The following is a 16,323-nucleotide window of genomic DNA, read 5'->3' as shown; positions in this document are numbered from 1 at the left end:
GCCGCACTGACAATTGGCGGGGCGTCAGTCGGCTCCTGGGATCAGGCGTCCCGTCGCCGCACGTTCCACGCCCCCGCCAGCAACGCCGCCGCCGTCCACAGAGCGGTCACCGCCAGTCCCGACCACGGCCCGAGGGTGCCGTCGTACGTCTGGTGCAGGACGATCTGACCGGCCTTGTCCGGCAGGAAGTCCGCGACGGTGCCCGCGGCGTCCCCGATGACGAACGACACCACGAGGATGAACGGGATCAGGACGGAGAGCGTGGCCACACCGCTGCGCAGCACGGCGGTGAGGCCCGCCGCGAACAGGGCGATCAGCATGAGGTAGATCCCGCAGCCCACCACCGCACGCATCTGCTGGGCCACCGTGAGCCCGTGGGCCGCGGAGCCAAGTCCCGCGCGTGCCACGAAGAGCGCCGCTACGGCCGTGACCAGCCCGGCGAGCAGGGCCGGGACGGCGATGGCCGTCACCTTGGCGGCGAACCACCGCCCGCGCTGCGGGACCGCGGCGAGCGTCAGCCGGAGCGCACCCCCGTGGTACTCCGACGACACGGCCATCGCCCCGAACGAGATGGCCGCGATCTGCCCCGGCAGGACACCCGACAGCGCCGTGAAGAGCGGGTCGAACTCCGGGTCGGAGCTGTCGTCGGCGCCGGCCAGGGCGGAGAACGCCGTGGTCACGGCGAACAGCGCCAGCAGCGCTCCCGGCAGTGAGCGGAGCGTGCGGATCTTGAGCCATTCCGAGTGGAGTACGGGCGCGAAGGTCATGGTTCAGGCCTCCTGGGGCTGTGCGGTGAACTCGGCCTCGGTCGCGGTCAGATCGAGATAGGCCTGCTCCAACGTGCCTTCCTCGGCGGCGAGTTCCAGGATGGGGACGCCCGCCTCCGAGGCGAGGCGGCCGATGTCGTGTACGCGCGCGTGGTGCACGGTCCAGTGACCGGCCTCGTGCCGGACGGCATCGTGACCGTGCCGGGCGAGGGCGGCCTTGAGCGCGGTGTCGTCCGCTGTGCGGATGCGGACGCGGGGTTCCACGCGCGCGTGGATGAACTCCCGCATCGGGGTGTCGGCCAGCAGCCGTCCCCGTCCCAGGACCACGAGGTGGTCGGCGAAGGACGCGGTCTCGTTCATGAGATGGCTGGAGACCAGGACCGTACGCCCCTCCCCCGCGAGCCGGCGCAGCAACTCGCGGATCCAGATGATCCCTTCGGGGTCGAGGCCGTTGGAGGGCTCGTCGAGCATGACGACATCGGGGTCGCCGAGGAGTGCGGCGGCGATACCGAGCCGCTGGCGCATGCCCAGGGAGTACGTCTTCACCCGGCGCCGCGCCACCGACGCGAGCCCCGTCGCCTCCAGCACCTCGTCCACCCGCGCGCTCGGGATGCGGTTGCTCGCCGCCAGGACGCGCAGATGGTCGCGGCCGGTGCGCGAGCCGTGCGCGGCCTGGGCGTCGAGCAACGCGCCCACGCGGCGCAGCGGTTCGCTCAGGCCCGGGTAGGGGCGGCCGCCGATCGTGGCGGTTCCGGAGGTCGGCCGGTCGAGGCCGAGGACGAGCCGCATGGTGGTGGACTTTCCGGCGCCGTTGGGGCCGAGGAAGCCGGTGACGCGGCCGGGGACGACGGTGAAGGTGAGGTCGTCCACGGCTCGCCGGATGCCGTACTCCTTGGTGAGGGCTTGGACTTCGATGCTGGTCATGGCAGTCAGCGTTGCTGTCGGAGGTGGGTCGGGTCCTCCCCCGGCGGTGGAGACCGTCTCCCCCGTGCGAGGGAGCCCCGTTGTCAGTGGTGGCTGGCACGATGGCGAAATGGTCCGCTTGCTGCGCCCGTTCGGACGGGTGGTGACGTACACACGACTGCTGCACCTGTTCATCGCCGTCGTGTGGCCGTCCATGCTGATGTTCATCCGGGAGGAGTGGTGGATCTGGGTGGTGGCGGGCGCGGCCCTCGTCCCCGCCGGGCTGGTGCCCGCGATGCGCACCGTGGAGGGGCTCCAGGCGAGGCTGCTGCTGACCGGTCACCGGCACGACGAAGGGAGCGCCGAGATCGTCGTCGCGCCGTCCGTCTCCTGGGGTGACCGGGGGCGGCTCGTCGTATGGCTGGAGGCCCGGCTGCTGCTCGGCTACACGACCTCGACACTCGTCGCGCAACTGCTCTTCGCCATGGTGGACCTGGTGTCCGCGCGATCCGACCGGGACTTCGCGGAGGGCGGGCTCTTCGTGCCCGACGGCCACTCCGGGTGGCATCTGCTGTTGCTGCCGTTGCTCTTGGCCGCCCTGGCAGTGACCGTGGTGGCCTCGGGCCGTCTCATGACCGCACTCGCCCTGCGCCTCCTCGGCCCCTCCCCCGCGGAGCGCCTGGCCGCCTTGGAGGAACGCACCGAGCAGCTGCTGGAACGCACGCGCATCGCCCGCGAGCTCCACGACTCCATCGGCCATGCCCTGACCGTGGCCGTCGTGCAGGCGGGCGCGGCCCGCGCGGCCGGCGATCCCGCCTTCACCGACCGGGCCCTGGCCGCCATCGAGGAGACCGGCCGGGCCGCCCTGGAGGACCTGGAAAGGGTCCTCGGCGTCCTGCGCGAGTCCGAGCGGCCGGTCAGCAGCCGCCCGACGCTCACGGACGCCGACCGGCTGCTGGAGTCCGCGCGGGCGTCGGGCGCGAAGGTCGACGTCGAGATGACGGGACCGCTGGACACCGTGCCGGGGCCGGTCTCCCGGGAGGGCTACCGCATCCTCCAGGAGTCCCTGACCAATGTGCTGCGGCACGGCGACTCGGTACCGGCCCGGGTCCGCATCGCCGTCGAGGACGGCACGCTCACCCTGGAGATCCGCAATCCGCTGACCGCCGAGATACCCGAGCCTGGCAGAGGCAGCGGGCTGCGCGGCATACGCGAGCGCGCCGCCCTGCTGGGCGGACACGCGCGGACCGGCCCGGACCGAGGCGACTGGCAGGTGCACGTCGAACTACCGGTGAGTTGATCTAGGCTGGCCGGATGCCGGTCACCGTGCTCCTCGTCGACGACGAACCCCTCGTACGCGCGGGTCTGCGCGCCGTGCTGGAGGCACAGCCCGACATCGAGGTCGTCGGGGAGGCGGCGGACGGGGCTGCCGTGATTCCGCTGGTGCGGCAGTTGCGGCCCGACGTGGTGGCCATGGACGTACGGATGCCGCTGCTGGACGGGATCGAGGCCACGCGCGCGGTGCTGCGCACGGTCGACGAGCCGCCGAAGATCCTCGTCGTGACCACCTTCGAGAACGACGAGTACGTGTACGAGGCGCTGCGGGCCGGCGCAGACGGCTTCCTGCTGAAGCGGGCGCGGCCGGCCGAGATCGTGCACGCGGTGCGGCTGGTCGCCGAGGGCGAGTCGCTGCTGTTCCCCGCGTCGGTGCGGCAGCTCGCCGCGCAGTACGGCGACAGCGACCGCGGGAACCGGACGGCGCGCGCTGTCCTGGAACGGGCCGGGCTGACCGAGCGGGAGGCCGAGGTGCTGCGGCTGATGGCACGCGGCCTGTCGAACGCGGAGATCGCCTCCCGGCTGGTGGTCGGGACGGAGACGGTGAAGTCGCATGTGAGTGCCGTCCTGGCGAAGCTGGGGGCGCGGGACCGCACGCAGGCGGTGATCACGGCGTACGAATCGGGGTTCGTGACGCCGGGGTGAGCCGCACCCTGCGCCTTAGTGCGCGCCCGTCACTCGCACTCGGTGCGGGCCCGCCACTCGCCGGTGTCCGCCCCGGCGAGTACCATCCGCCCAACATGCGCACGAGCTGGGAGGACGGACGTTGGCGCGGCTGACCGGCGGGGATCCCTCGCTGCTGCGAAGGATCAACTCCGCGGTGGTGCTGCACGCGCTGCGTGCCACGGACGCCGCGACGCTGACGGAGATCACCCGGGTGACCGGACTGTCCCGGCCCACCGTCGAGGGCGTCATCGAGGGGCTCATCGAGGCGGGTTACGTCATCGAGAAGGCGGCCGACGAGAGCGTCGTCCGGCGTCAGGGGCGGCCCGCGCGGCGGTTCCGGTTCCGGGCCGAGGCCGGTCATCTGCTGGGCGTGGACATCGGGGCGCATCGGGTCGCCGCGCTCCTCGCCGACCTGGACGGACGGGTGCTCGGCTCCATCGTCAAGGACGTGGACGAGACGGCTCCGGCGGACGAACGGCTCGAACGGGTGCGTACGGCGGTCGCCGAGCTGCTGCGCCGGGCCGGTGTCGCACGCGGCTCCCTGCGGGCCGTGGGCGTCGCGACGCCGGGCATCGTCGAGGCGGACGGGACGGTGCGGCTGGGCGCCGCGCTGCCCGAGTGGACGGGGCTCAGGCTGGGCGAGCGGCTGAGCCGGTCCTTCAAGTGCCCGGTCCTCGTCGAGAACGACGCCAACGCGGCGGCGGTCGCCGAGCACTGGAAGGGCTCGGCCACCGAGTCCGACGACGTCGTGTTCGTGCTGGCCGGGCTGAGTCCGGGCGCCGGTTCGCTGATCGGCGGGCAGTTGCACCGGGGGTTCGGCGGTGCGGCCGGCGAGATCGGCGCGCTGCATCTGCTGGGCCGCGAGGCGACGCCCGAGACCCTGCTGTCCACCACGGACGAGCCGCTGCGCCCGCTAGACGAGCACGCCGTGGCCAAGGTCTTCACGCAGGCCCGCGAGGGCGACGACCGGGCCCGCGCGGCCGTCGACCGCTTCATCCAGCGCCTCGTCCACGACGTGGCCGCCCTCGTCCTCGCCCTCGACCCCGAGCTGGTCGTCATCGGTGGCTGGGCGTCGGGCCTGGACGGCGTACTGGAGCCCCTGCGACGCGAACTGGCCCGCTACTGCCTGCGCCCGCCGAAGGTCGCCCTGTCCCTGCTCGGCGAGGCCGCGGTGGCGACGGGCGCACTGCGGCTGGCCCTCGACCACGTGGAGGAGCAGCTGTTCGCGGTGGAGGGGACGGTGACGGGACGGCGCTGACGGCCGCCCGCACGCGGCAGCCGGTCCCCGGTTCACCGACGGTGGAGCGAAGGCTGTCCTGATGAACGCTTCGCGCCCCGGAGCGATGCAGTGCTCCGAGGCGCGAGGACATGCGTCGGTACGGCGGTCAGGACGCCCGGCGCTCCGGGTCCTGGTGGATCTCCACGCCGCCGGAGTCGCCGAAGGTCAGCCGGCAGGTGTCGGCGCGGTACGTGGCGACGGAGAGGGCGGCCGTGCAGCCCTCGGCGAGGTAGCGGGTGGTCACGACGAGGACGGGCGCCCCCGGGAGCCGGTCCAGCTCCTTGGCGTCGTCCGCGCGGGCCGAGCCCAGCTCGACGGCGTTCTCCTGGCCCTCGAGTTCCAGGCGCTGCAGCTCGCGCAGCACGGCACGCGCGCGTGCCGCTCCGGACGGGGCGTCGATGGCGGAGAGGTCGGGCACCGACGACTGCGGGATGTAGAGCAGCTCGGCGGCGACGGGCTGACCGTGCGTCACGCGGGAGCGGCGCACGATGTGCACGGGCTCGTCCCGGCCGCTCTCCAGGGCGTCGGCGACGGACGCGGGCGGAACCGCCTGCGTGCAGTCCGTGGGCTGCCAGACGTCGTCGGCCGTACCCGGCCAGGCGTGCTGCTCACGGCCGACGGCCACGCCCACGCGCGGCGGCGCGACGGTCGTACCGACACCGCGGCGGCGCTGCAGCCTGCCCTCCAGTTCGAGCTGCTCCAGTGCCTGGCGGAGCGTGGCCCGGGCGACGCCGAAGCGGGCCGCCAGGTCGCGCTCGTTGGGCAGGATCTCACCGACGGTGAACTCGGAGTCCAGTGCCTCACTGAGCACGGTCCTGAGATGCCAGTACTTCGGTTCCGGCACCGTTTCCAGCTGCGTGGTCCCCACCCTGTCCTCCGCAATCGCCGTGGCCCGGCGGCGTTTTAGCGCCCTTGTTTATTAAAGGTTGTTGCACTTCTCTGCGACCATAGGGCGGCCTTCACCCTTGGTCAATACCAATCGCCGGGAACGTTCACGGGACGGCCGCGCACGGTCAAGGCCGTCACGCGGCGGCGGGATCTACGCCGTTGCCAGCGACCTCAGCTTGTCGGGGTTGCGGATGATGTAGACCGACTGGATGCGGCCGTCCAGGACGTCCAGCTGGAAGACGGAGTCGGGCTTGTCGCCGGAGAGCACCAGCAGCGCCGGGCCGCCGTTGATCTCCAGGAACCGGAACGACACGTCGCCGACGCCCTTGCGGGCGGCACCGATGACGAAGCGGCCCACCTTGTCGGCCGTCTCCAGCACACGCACCGGCGCCTTCGCCTTGCCGCCGCTGTCGCCGACGAGGCGGACGTCCGGGGCCAGCAGCGACATGAGCCCCTCGAGGTCACCCTCCGCGGCCGCGGCCAGGAACCGTTCGGTGAGGTCGCGGCGCTGGTTGGGGTCGACCTCGTAGCGGGGCCGCCGCTCGTCGACGTGCTTGCGGGCCCGTCCGGCGAGCTGGCGCACCGCCGCCTCGCCGCGGTCGAGCATCGCGGCGATCTCCGCGTACGGGTAGCCGAAGGCCTCCCTGAGGACGAACACCGCGCGTTCCAGGGGCGAGAGCGACTCCAGGACGACGAGGACGGCGAGGGAGACGGAGTCGGCGAGGACGGCCCGCTCCGCGGTGTCCGGGACGCTGTCGCCGAAGTCGGTGACGTACGGCTCGGGCAGCCAGGGTCCGACGTAGGTCTCGCCCCGCGCCTTGACCTGGCGGAGCCGGTCGATGGCGAGGCGGGTGGTGATGCGCACCAGGTAGGCGCGCGGTTCGCGCACCTCGGACCGGTCGGCACCGGACCAGCGCAGCCAGGCCTCCTGCACCACGTCCTCCGCGTCGGCTACGCGGCCGAGCATGCGATAGGCGACTCCCAGGAGGACGGGGCGATGCTCTTCGAAGACGTCGGTCTCGGTTTCGGTGGTCACCCCACCATCCCAGCCGACGCGTCCGACCCGTGTCCAGGCGAAATCGGCGTCCTCGGACAGGTGCCGTGTCAACCCGGCGGGGCCCAGGGCGGATTGGGGGTCGCGTCGGGTCCATGGTCGGCGGCCGCCAGGGTCTACCCGTCAGTAGCGATTGCTGACAAGCTGTCTACGGCCGTCCGTCAGCGTGTCCCACCCGAGGAGCACCCCATGTCCGCCACCGTCTCCTTCAAGGTCCCCTCTCCTCGCGGCCCGCAGAGCGTGACCGTCGACTACGCGCGTGTGGGGAGCGGCGAACCGCTGCTCCTGCTGCACGGCATCGGTCACCACCGGCAGGTCTGGGACCCGGTGGTGGACATCCTCGCGACCGAGCGCGACGTGATCTCCGTGGATCTGCCCGGCTTCGGGGCGTCTCCGGGACTGCCGGACGACCTCACCTACGACCTGGCCACGACGACGGCCGTGTTCGGTGCGTTCTGCGCGGCCATGGAGCTCGACCGGCCGCATGTCGTGGGCAACTCGCTGGGCGGGCTCATCGCCCTGGAGCTGGGCCGCGAGCAGCTCGTGCGGTCCGTCACCGCCCTTTCCCCGGCCGGCTTCTGGTCCGAGGCCGAGCGGCGCTACGCCTTCGGTGTGCTGCTGGCGATGCGGCACATCTCCCGGCGGCTTCCGCTGCCGCTGGTGGAGCAGTTGTCCAGGTCGGCGGCCGGCCGCACAGTCCTGACGAGCACGATCTACGCCCGCCCGGGCCGACGGTCACCCGAGGCCGTGGTCGCCGAGACGCTCGCGCTGGCGGGGGCCACGGGATTCGACCAGACTCTCAGGGCCGGACGGACCGTCCGGTTCGCCGACGACATTCCCGGGGTCCCGGTCACCGTGGCGTGGGGCAGCCGGGACCGGCTGCTCGTGCGCCGCCAAGGGGTGCGCGCCAAGCAGATCATTCCCCGGGCGCGCCTCGTCAGGCTGCCCGGCTGCGGCCACTGCCCGATGAACGACGACCCGGCCCTGGTCGCCCGCGTCATCCTCGACGGCAGCCGCTGATCCGCGCGGGGCACGCGTCAAGGCGCCGGAGCCCAGGACCACTCCGGCGCCGACCAGGGCGCTGCCCAGGACCTGGACGGCGCCGTAGGAGCCGGTTCCGACGAGCGGGGCGGTGCCGGCGGCGGCGACCGGGATGAGGCCGGAGAAGAGCGTTGCGCGCTCGGCGCCGATCCGCTGCATGCCCACGTACCAGCACACGAAGCCTACGACGGTCACGACCACCGCCTGCCACAGGAGGGCCCCGGTCTCCATGGCGTCCGGCCGTCGCAGCCACGCGGCGCCGTCCAGAAGCAACCCGGCCGCCGCGGACTCGGCGGCGGCGATCCCGCACACCGTGGCGGACAGCAGTCGCGGGCCCAGGGGCCGCAACACGGGCACGGCGAGGACCGCGAAGCCGACCTCGCCGACCAGTGCGCACGCGGAGAAGGCGATGCCGACGGCGTCCGTACGGCCCCAGCCCTGGACCGTGAACGCGCCGACGGCCACGAGCAACGCCCCGTACAGCACGGCGCGTTGAGGCCGGCGCCCGTCCAGCAGGGGGGCGACGACGGCCACGACTACGGGCGCGCAACCGACGAAGACCCCGGGAACCGCCGGCTCGGCGGTGCGCTCGGCGGCGATGACGGCCAGGTTGAAGCCGACCATGCCGACGGCCGCAAGGACCGCGAGGCGGGCCCACTGACGGGCGGCGAGCGCGCGCAGCCGGACGGTGGCGTCCCGCCCGGCCAGAGGGACGAGCAGCAGACAGGCGAGGCCGTAGCGCAGGAACTGGCCGCCGGCGTACGGGTAGTCGCCGAGGAGGCTGTTGGCGGTGAAGGACCCTCCGACGAGGACGCAGGCGAGCCCGGCGAGGAGGGCACCGCGCATGGTGGTGGCATTCATGGCAGCGACGCTAGGAACTGATGCGGTCCGGATTAAGGTCCACTTTCATGACGCCATCGGAGACCAATCCCGCCGGGAGCGCGGAGCCCTCCGCGACGCCTTTCACCAGCGATCCGAGCAGCTCCGAGCGCCATGGCGGCACTCCCGCCTGGGAATTGCTTCTGTCGGCCGCGTCGGCGCCTGCACGCGCGCGTGGGCGTTCGCTGCAGGCGGCACTGCGCGAGGCCGTGCGATCGGGGCGGCTCGCGCCGGGTACGCGGCTGCCGTCGAGCCGGGATCTCGCCGCCGACCTCGGCGTCTCGCGCGGGTTGATCACCGAGGCGTACGAGCAGTTGACCGCGGAGGGCTATCTGCACAGCGGCCGGGGTGCCGGGACCTGGGTGGGCGGTGCCGTACGGGCCGCCCGGCCACGCGCGCGTGACCTCGCTCCGCGCTCGGCCGACGCCCGGGCCGACTTCGTACCCGGGACGCCGGATGTGTCGCTGTTCCCGCGTGCCGCGTGGGCGGCGGCACAACGCGGGGTGCTGGCCGAGCTGCCGCACCACGAGCTCGGCTATCCGGATCCGCGCGGGCTGCCCCGGCTGCGTACGGCGCTCGCGGAGCTGCTCGCCCGCCGCCGGGGCGTGGTCGCGGACCCCGAGCGCATCGTGATCGTCTCCGGGGTGTCGCAGGCGACGACAGTGCTCGGTTTCGTCCTGCACGCGCGCGGGATGCGTGAAGTCGGGGTCGAGAACCCCGGAAGCCCTCAGCATGACGCGCTCTACGCCGCCGCCGGCGTCTCCACCGTGCCGCTGCCCATGGACGAGGAGGGGCTCGCCGTCGGCCCGCTGCAGGAGTCGGGCGTACGGTCGGTCGTCACGACGCCCGCCCACCAGTTTCCCACCGGCATCGCCTACTCCGCCCGACGTCGTACCGAACTGCTCGACTGGGCACGGTCCGTCGACGGGTTCGTCCTGGAGGACGACTACGACGGCGACTTCCGGTACGACCGCGCTCCCGTGGGTGCGCTCCAGGGGCTCGACCCGGAGCGTGTCGCCTACACGGGGTCGGTCAGCAAGTCCCTCGCTCCGGGGCTGCGGCTCGGCTGGCTGCTCGTACCGGAGGCGCTGGCCGAGGAGGTCGTCGAGCGCAAGCGGACCATGGATCTCGGTCATCCCACACTGGATCAGGCGCTGTTCGCCCGGTTCCTGGAGCGCGGTGACTACGACCGGCAGCTGCGCCGCTGCCAGCGTGCGTACCGGGAGCGTCGGGACGCCCTGGTCGCCGCTCTGGAGGAGCACTTTCCAGGCGCGGAGGTGACCGGGATCGCCGCGGGTCTGCACGTCATCGCCGCGCTGCCGGAACGGTACGGACCGCAAGGGCGGCTCCTCACGCGCGTGGGTGCGGCCGGGGTGGCGGTGCGGCCCCTGACGGACTACACACACGCGCGTGCCGGGGACAGTGGGCAGCCGGGCGTGCGTCTGGTCCTGGGATACGCGCATCTGTCGCCCACGCGGATCCGGGCGGGCATACGGCTGATGGCCCAGGCAGTCGCCGCGCGTCAGGGCTGACCGGGAGGTGACCGGAACCGTGCGTCTGCCCGTCTCACGCGTTACCCGCCGGTTCCCCTGCGGATGCGGTCAGTTGTTCACTTGTGGTTTCCGTGTGCGCTGCGGCGCACCAGTAGTTGTGGCACTGCACACTGGCCGGATCCCGCCTCTGGAGGCCTCCATGTCACACCGTCCGTTCCCGGGCCGCCGCAGCGTCCTGCGCGGCTCGCTCGCCGCGTCGGCGGCCCTGACTCTGCCCACCGCCCTCGGCTCGGCACCGGCCTTCGCCCTGTCGGGGCGCCCGCGGGCGGGCTGGGGCGTGCAGACGGGAGACGTGACCTCCGACTCGGGGCTGGTGTGGGTGCGGTCCGACCGTCCGGCGCGGATGATCGTGGAGACGTCCGCGACCGAGTCGTTCCGGGGCGCGCGCAGATGGCACGGCCCGTTGCTCGGCGCGGGCACGGACTTCACCGGCACGACCCGGCTGCGCGGCCTGCCGTCCGGCGAGCAGATCCACTACCGTGTTCTGCTCGCCGACCCGGACGACCCGCGCCGCACCGGCGAGCCCGTCACCGGCACGTTCCGTACGGCCTCCGCGCGGCGGCGCGACGGCGTGCGCTTCGTGTGGTCGGGCGACCTGGCCGGGCAGGGCTGGGGCATCAACCCGGACTTCGGCGGCTACCGGATCTACAACGCGATGGCCGCGCTGGACCCGGACTTCTTCCTCTGCAGCGGCGACAACGTCTACGCCGACGGTCCGATCGCGGCCTCGGTCACCCTGCCCGACGGCAGCACCTGGCGGAACACCACCACCGAGGAGAAGTCCAAGGTCGCCGAGACGCTGACCGAGTTCCGCGGCAACTTCCGCTACAACCTGCTCGACGAGAACCTCAAGCGGTTCAACGCCCAGGTGCCCTCCATCGTCCAGTGGGACGACCACGAGGTGACGAACAACTGGTTCCCCGGCGAGATCCTCGGCGACTCCCGCTACACGGAGAAGAACGTCGACGTCCTGGCCGCGCGCGCCCGGCAGGCGTTCTCGGAGTACTTCCCGATCTCGACGCTGCGCCGCCCCGATGGCCGGGTGTACCGGGTGGTCAACCACGGCCCGCTTCTCGACGTGTTCGTGCTGGACATGCGCACCTACCGCAACGCCAACTCGACGGACGACCAGCCCACCGACGCACAGGGCATCCTCGGCGCCGAGCAGCTGAACTGGCTCAAGCGCGAACTGGCCCGCTCCCGGGCGGTGTGGAAGGTCATCGCCTCCGACATGCCGCTCGGCCTGGTGGTGCCGGACACCGGCGACGGCAAGCCGAACTTCGAGGCCGTCGCGCAGGGCGACCCGGGAGCTCCACTGGGGCGGGAGCTGCAGATCGCCGAGCTGCTGCGGTTCATCAAGCACCGCGGGATCACCGGAACGGTGTGGCTGACCGCCGACGTGCACTACACCTCGGCCCAGCACTACCAGCCGTCGCGGGCGGCCTTCACCGACTTCGAGCCGTTCTGGGAGTTCGTCTCCGGCCCGCTCAACGCGGGCGCGTTCCCGGCGAACACGCTGGACACCACCTTCGGCCCGGAGCGGGTCTTCATCAAGGCGCCGACGACCGCGAACGTCTCGCCGGCCGGCGGCTACCAGTTCTTCGGCGAGGTCGACATCGACGGCGACAGCGGTGAGCTGACGGTGCGCCTGCGCGAGTCGGACGGCACCGTGCTGTTCACGCAGGTTCTGCAGCCGGGCCGGGTCGGTCAGTGATTCGCGTAGCCTGAAAGTGACTGGCGTACCCTGAGACCGTGCCGCGCACCCGTGTCATCCCCGGGTGCGCGGCGCGGTCGTTTCCGGCCCGGTGAACTCGGCGAACGCCCCTTGCTGGAGCGCCTTTTCGCAGGTCAGGGCCGATTGTCAGTGGTCGCCTCTACGGTTTTTCCATGACGCGATCTTTGCAGGCCGTGGCCTATTGCCGACCCTCCGTGCTGGAGTCCGCGGCGGACGGACAGCGCCTGGGACTCGAGACCTCCCGGGGTGCGACGCTCGCAGGTGTCGAGGACCATCCGAGGTTCTTCGCGGGCTTCCTGACGTCCCCTCAGGTGTCCTCCGCCGGGCTGCTCGCGGTGGCCGACGTGGCGGCCGCACGGTACTACCAGCGGCAGCTGCGTGCCTCGCTCGACCCGGTGGTGACGGGCAACGGCGACCGGCTGCGCTTCGAGTCCTTCTCCGGCTGCGGCGGGGTCTACGCCCGTCTGGACGTGCTGGAGTCCGGCCTCGACGGGGGCGAGGTGGGGCACGGCACGACGAACGTCGACGTCAACAACCCCCTGCGCGAGGCGCTGTCCAGGATCGGCGCGGACGATCCGCTCCATCTGCGGGTGGGCCCGGAGGAGCTGGCCGTGACCACGCTGGACGGCCCGGTCGTGGAGAAGAAGGTGCCCCTGCCGGACCGCTGGCTGCGGGGCTTCGCTGAGGCGCAGGTGACAGCGGCCGGCTTCGATCTGCGGGCCGAGCTGCCGGCCGCCGAGGCGGTGCGGTTCCTGCGTGCGCTGCCGCGCGGTGGGGCGCGCGGTGCCTCGGGCGGCCCCACGTGGGTGGTGCCCTCGGGGGCGACGCTGCGGCCGACCACGCGTGCGGTGCCCGGCGCGGTGTGCCTGCCCGGCCCGGAGCGGCTGGTCGCGCTTCAGCGGGTGCTGCGGTATGCGACGGCCCTGCGGGTGTACGGCCCCGCGGTCACCGGCGGTGCGGCCGCCACGGCCAGTGCCTGGGAGGCTGTTCTGCCGGGCATGCGACTGACGCTGACGCTGTCGCCGGACGCGTCGCGCGGCTTCTCCGGCGAGGGCGGCGTCCTCGACGCGCTGGCCACGGACCAGGCCGCCGAGGACGCGGAGCTGATCTCGGTGCTCCTCGCGTGGGAGCCCCGCATCGACGTCGCCGATCTGGCGGCCGCCTCGGGCCTGACGCCCGAGCGCGTCCGGGCGGCGCTGATCCGCCTGGGCACATCGGGGCGGGTCGGGTACGACACGGCGGAGGCGGCCTACTTCCACCGGGAGCTGCCGTACGACGCCGAGCGTGCGGAGCGCCACAATCCGCGGTTGCGCTCGGCCCGGGCGCTGGTGGCGGCGGGCGCGGTCGTGCTGGACGGCGGCGTCGGGACGGTGACGGCCGAGGACGGCCATGTGCACCGGGTGCGGGACGAGGCGGGTGTGCTCAGTTGCAGCTGTCTGTGGTGGGCCAAGTACCGGGGCGGGCGCGGTCCGTGCAAGCACGCGCTGGCGGTGCGGATGGTGCGGCGGGGCGCCGTGGCGGAGCGGGAGACGGTTCGGGTCGACGGGGGTGCGGCATGAGTTCGCTGCTGGACGCGGTACGGGCAGGACGCACGGCCGACGTGGTGAGTCTGCTCGACGGGATGACGGACGCCGAACGACGGGCGCACTTTCCCGATCTGAAGGAGCTGCGCAAGCAGCTGCGGGCGGACCAGTGGAGCGACGAGTCCCGCCGTGCCTACCCCGCCCTGCACGTGGCCGGGGCGGCGTGCCAGACCGGTGCGGCAGGTGTGGCGAGCTGGCTCGCGGCCTCCGAGATGCGCTGGTGGCGGGCGTCACCGGCGGTGCTGATCGATGTTCTGAGCGACCGGGAGACCGACTGGCTCGGCGATGTGGCTCATCGGCTGGCACAGCGACCGATCAGCGCGCGGGTCCCCTATGAGCTGATGGCTGGTCTGGTACGGCTCTCCGGCTGCCCGGCACCGACGGCGGACGCGTACCTGCGGGGCTGGCTGGAGCACATCGGCGGCGGTTGGCAGCGGTCGGACACCGTGCTCGGCCGTCTCCGCCTCGAGCCCCAGCTGACACGTCTGGTGGCCGCGCTCTTCGAGACGGACGACATCGGCGCCATGTCGGGCTGGATCAGGGGTGAGGGACCGGGCAGTTGGGCCGAGGCCCTCTCCCTGCTCACCGCCGAGGGCGTGCTCGACCGGACGACGATGATCGACGCATGCGTGGCCCGCCTCCTGCGGGGTGGCCGCGTCCCCGATCTCCGGGTTTTTCTGGGGCTGTTGAAGGCACTGGCGCTGACGCGGCACGAGCAGCGGGAGCACACGGCCGACTGGCTGGCGCTGGCCTGCGACGCCCCGTCCGTGGTGGCCGGTCACGCCCACTCGGTGCTGGCTTCGCTGGCCCTGGACGGTGAACTGACGACACAGCAACTGGTCGACATGTCGGGCGCCGTCCTCTTCCGCACCGAGAAGAAGCTCGTGCGCGCCCAGCTGATCCTGCTGGGCAAGGTGATCGCCCGCGACGCGTCCGCCGTCGCGGCCGTGCTGCCCGCCGCCGCCCAGGCCTTCGGGCACGAGGACTCGGACGTGCAGGAGCGGGCGCTGAAGCTGGTGGAACGCCATATCGGCAAGGTTCAGGACGCTCAAGCGCGGGACGAACTCGTATCGTCCGCCGAGCTGTTGATCCCCGTCCTGCGCGCGCGGGCGGTCCAGAGCCTCGGAGCGGCTCCTGCGTCCGCGGTACCGGTGGCATACGAGGAGGTGCTGCCGTCCCCACCCGAGCCGGTGCGCCTGGCACCCGCTCCTGAGTCCGTGATCGAACTCGCCGAGGAGGTCGGTGCGTTGCTGTCGTCCGGCGCGGACGTGGCGACGTTCGAGCGCACGCTGGACGGGTTGGTGCGCCATGCCCACCAGGACAGTGACGCGTTGGTGAAGGCACTCGGCCCTGTGGTCGCCCGCTTGTGGTGGGTGACGGCCGAGTGCTCGCAGTACCGCTTGAACGACCACTTCAGCGGCCAACCGCACCGCCTGGAACTCCTCCTCGCGACGCTGCTCGGCAAGATACCCACGGACACTCTGCACGCCGCGGTCCCGCACGGGGCGTCGGAGTCCGAGTGCGTACACGGCGCCCTGACCCGTGCCTTCAACGCCCGCGTCTGGGAGGTCGCCTACCGGATCCGCACGGAGCCGCTGCCCTTCCTGCTGTCCACTCCCACCTGGAGCACCGGCCTGTTGGAGCCGGACGAGCTCGTGACACGCCTCGACACGTACGGGCGGCTGGGTGCCCGGGTCTCGTCGGCCGACTTCGCGCAGGCGCTGCTGCGGGTGCGGCGCGACGACCGTGGGGCGGCCGAGGCGGCCGCACTCCGGGCGGCCGAGCTCGGCACGGCGGAAGGGACACGGCTGGCGAGGTGGCTCACCGCGGACGTCCCGACCCTGCCTGTCGCTAGGCGGCGGATCGCCGGCGCGCGCATCCTGCTGGAGTGCGGTGAACTCCTGGAGCTGCAGGACGGCTTTCCGCGGGAGTTCCGCCCCCTCGGCCGGCCGGTGAGCGTCTACGGTGACCGTCGGCACTGCTACCACTGGGACGACGGCATACGGCCGCACTGGCTCGCTCTCCTCCCCGAGCGGCGTGAACTCGTCGCGCTCAGGCTGCTGCACGACCTGTCGACGGTCGCCGTGGACGACAACCGGGGTGCCGCCGCGATACTCCCGCTCCTCGCCGAATCCGGCGGCGAGCCCGGCGAGGCCGTGCACCTGGCCGTGGCGTACGGGCTCGGCGCGCGGCATCCGGAGGACCGGCTCGCCGCCGTGGACGCCCTGCTGGTGCTGGCGGCGCGCGGGCAGCTCGACGCGGCCCGGCTGGGTGCGGATCTCGGGCAGCTGGTCCGGCGCGGGGCCGTGAAGGCGTCGCGGCTCGTGGAGTCGGTGCGGACGGCGGCGGCCACGGGGGCGAACGGCACCGTCTGGGCCGTACTCCGGCATGCCCTGCCCGTCCTGCTCGCCGACCTCGCCACCGGCGGGGCAGCGGCGGCACCGGCACGGGGCATGGCCGATCTCCTGACCGTCGCCGCGGAGTGCGCCGAGCGAACAGGGACACGCGAGGAACTGCCGCACCTGGCGCGGACGGCGGACCGCCGAGGCTCGTCCCGGCTCGTGACCCAGGCCCGGCGTCTTCGCAGCGCGCTGGCAGAGGGGGTGGCCGCATGACGTCGAGCGACGCAAACCAGACATA

Annotated in this window: 12 protein-coding genes and 1 pseudogene; 8 read left to right on the top strand and 5 right to left on the bottom strand. The window is 72.7% G+C overall.

Annotation, left to right across the window (positions count from 1 at the left end):
• Positions 1–41 precede the first annotated feature (41 nt).
• Together ACZ7L6_RS05350 and ACZ7L6_RS05345 are read right to left on the bottom strand one after the other, a co-directional pair.
• A complete protein-coding gene (locus ACZ7L6_RS05350) occupies positions 42–767 on the bottom strand; it encodes an ABC transporter permease (RefSeq protein ID WP_471920644.1) in 726 nt (241 codons plus the stop codon).
• Positions 768–770: 3 nt separating this feature from the next.
• On the bottom strand, positions 771–1,691 hold the full coding sequence (locus ACZ7L6_RS05345; protein WP_471920643.1) for an ABC transporter ATP-binding protein: 921 nt from the start codon (positions 1,689–1,691) through the stop codon (positions 771–773).
• A 109-nt stretch (positions 1,692–1,800) separates the two neighbouring features.
• On the opposite strand from ACZ7L6_RS05345, the gene ACZ7L6_RS05340 reads away from it, so the two are divergent.
• The 3 genes from ACZ7L6_RS05340 (at position 1,801) to ACZ7L6_RS05330 (ending at position 4,929) form a co-directional block, all read left to right on the top strand.
• Complete coding sequence (locus ACZ7L6_RS05340; RefSeq protein WP_471920642.1) at positions 1,801–2,970, top strand: sensor histidine kinase; 1,170 nt, start codon at positions 1,801–1,803, stop codon at positions 2,968–2,970.
• Positions 2,971–2,984: 14 nt separating this feature from the next.
• Entirely contained in the window at positions 2,985–3,650 is a 666-nt protein-coding gene (locus tag ACZ7L6_RS05335) for a response regulator (RefSeq protein WP_471920641.1), read from the top strand.
• Between the two features lie 121 nt (positions 3,651–3,771).
• On the top strand, positions 3,772–4,929 hold the full coding sequence (locus ACZ7L6_RS05330; protein WP_471920640.1) for an ROK family protein: 1,158 nt from the start codon (positions 3,772–3,774) through the stop codon (positions 4,927–4,929).
• 127 nt (positions 4,930–5,056) lie between these two features.
• On the opposite strand, the gene ACZ7L6_RS05325 is transcribed toward ACZ7L6_RS05330, so the two are convergent.
• Together ACZ7L6_RS05325 and ACZ7L6_RS05320 are read right to left on the bottom strand one after the other, a co-directional pair.
• Entirely contained in the window at positions 5,057–5,818 is a 762-nt protein-coding gene (locus ACZ7L6_RS05325) for a GntR family transcriptional regulator (protein WP_471920639.1), read from the bottom strand.
• A 171-nt stretch (positions 5,819–5,989) separates the two neighbouring features.
• Complete coding sequence (locus tag ACZ7L6_RS05320; RefSeq protein ID WP_471920638.1) at positions 5,990–6,874, bottom strand: RNA polymerase sigma-70 factor; 885 nt, start codon at positions 6,872–6,874, stop codon at positions 5,990–5,992.
• A 207-nt stretch (positions 6,875–7,081) separates the two neighbouring features.
• On the opposite strand from ACZ7L6_RS05320, the gene ACZ7L6_RS05315 reads away from it, so the two are divergent.
• Positions 7,082–7,912 carry an alpha/beta fold hydrolase gene (locus ACZ7L6_RS05315; RefSeq protein WP_471920637.1) on the top strand — a complete coding sequence of 277 codons (831 nt, stop codon included), beginning with the start codon at positions 7,082–7,084 and terminating at the stop codon, positions 7,910–7,912.
• Between the two features lie 93 nt (positions 7,913–8,005).
• Here the strand turns inward: ACZ7L6_RS05315 and ACZ7L6_RS05310 are convergent.
• Positions 8,006–8,779, bottom strand: a pseudogene (locus tag ACZ7L6_RS05310) (EamA family transporter); the annotation flags it as partial.
• A gap of 62 nt (positions 8,780–8,841) precedes the next feature.
• Between ACZ7L6_RS05310 and pdxR the strand changes: the two are divergent.
• The 4 genes from pdxR to ACZ7L6_RS05290 all read left to right on the top strand — a co-directional run bounded on the left by pdxR (position 8,842) and on the right by ACZ7L6_RS05290 (position 16,298).
• Entirely contained in the window at positions 8,842–10,344 is a 1,503-nt protein-coding gene (gene pdxR / locus ACZ7L6_RS05305) for a MocR-like pyridoxine biosynthesis transcription factor PdxR (RefSeq protein ID WP_471920636.1), read from the top strand.
• A gap of 160 nt (positions 10,345–10,504) precedes the next feature.
• A complete protein-coding gene (locus ACZ7L6_RS05300) occupies positions 10,505–12,079 on the top strand; it encodes an alkaline phosphatase D family protein (RefSeq protein ID WP_471920635.1) in 1,575 nt (524 codons plus the stop codon).
• Positions 12,080–12,252: 173 nt separating this feature from the next.
• Entirely contained in the window at positions 12,253–13,659 is a 1,407-nt protein-coding gene (locus ACZ7L6_RS05295) for an SWIM zinc finger family protein (RefSeq protein WP_471920634.1), read from the top strand.
• Complete coding sequence (locus ACZ7L6_RS05290; RefSeq protein ID WP_471920633.1) at positions 13,656–16,298, top strand: DUF7824 domain-containing protein; 2,643 nt, start codon at positions 13,656–13,658, stop codon at positions 16,296–16,298. The genes ACZ7L6_RS05295 and ACZ7L6_RS05290 overlap by 4 nt, the downstream gene beginning before the upstream one ends.
• The last annotated feature ends 25 nt before the right edge of the window (positions 16,299–16,323 follow it).

The organism is Streptomyces sp. NPDC107522 (assembly GCF_055657525.1).
The sequence above is the reverse complement of the archived record's forward strand: the minus strand, read 5'-3'. Positions and strand labels throughout refer to the sequence as shown.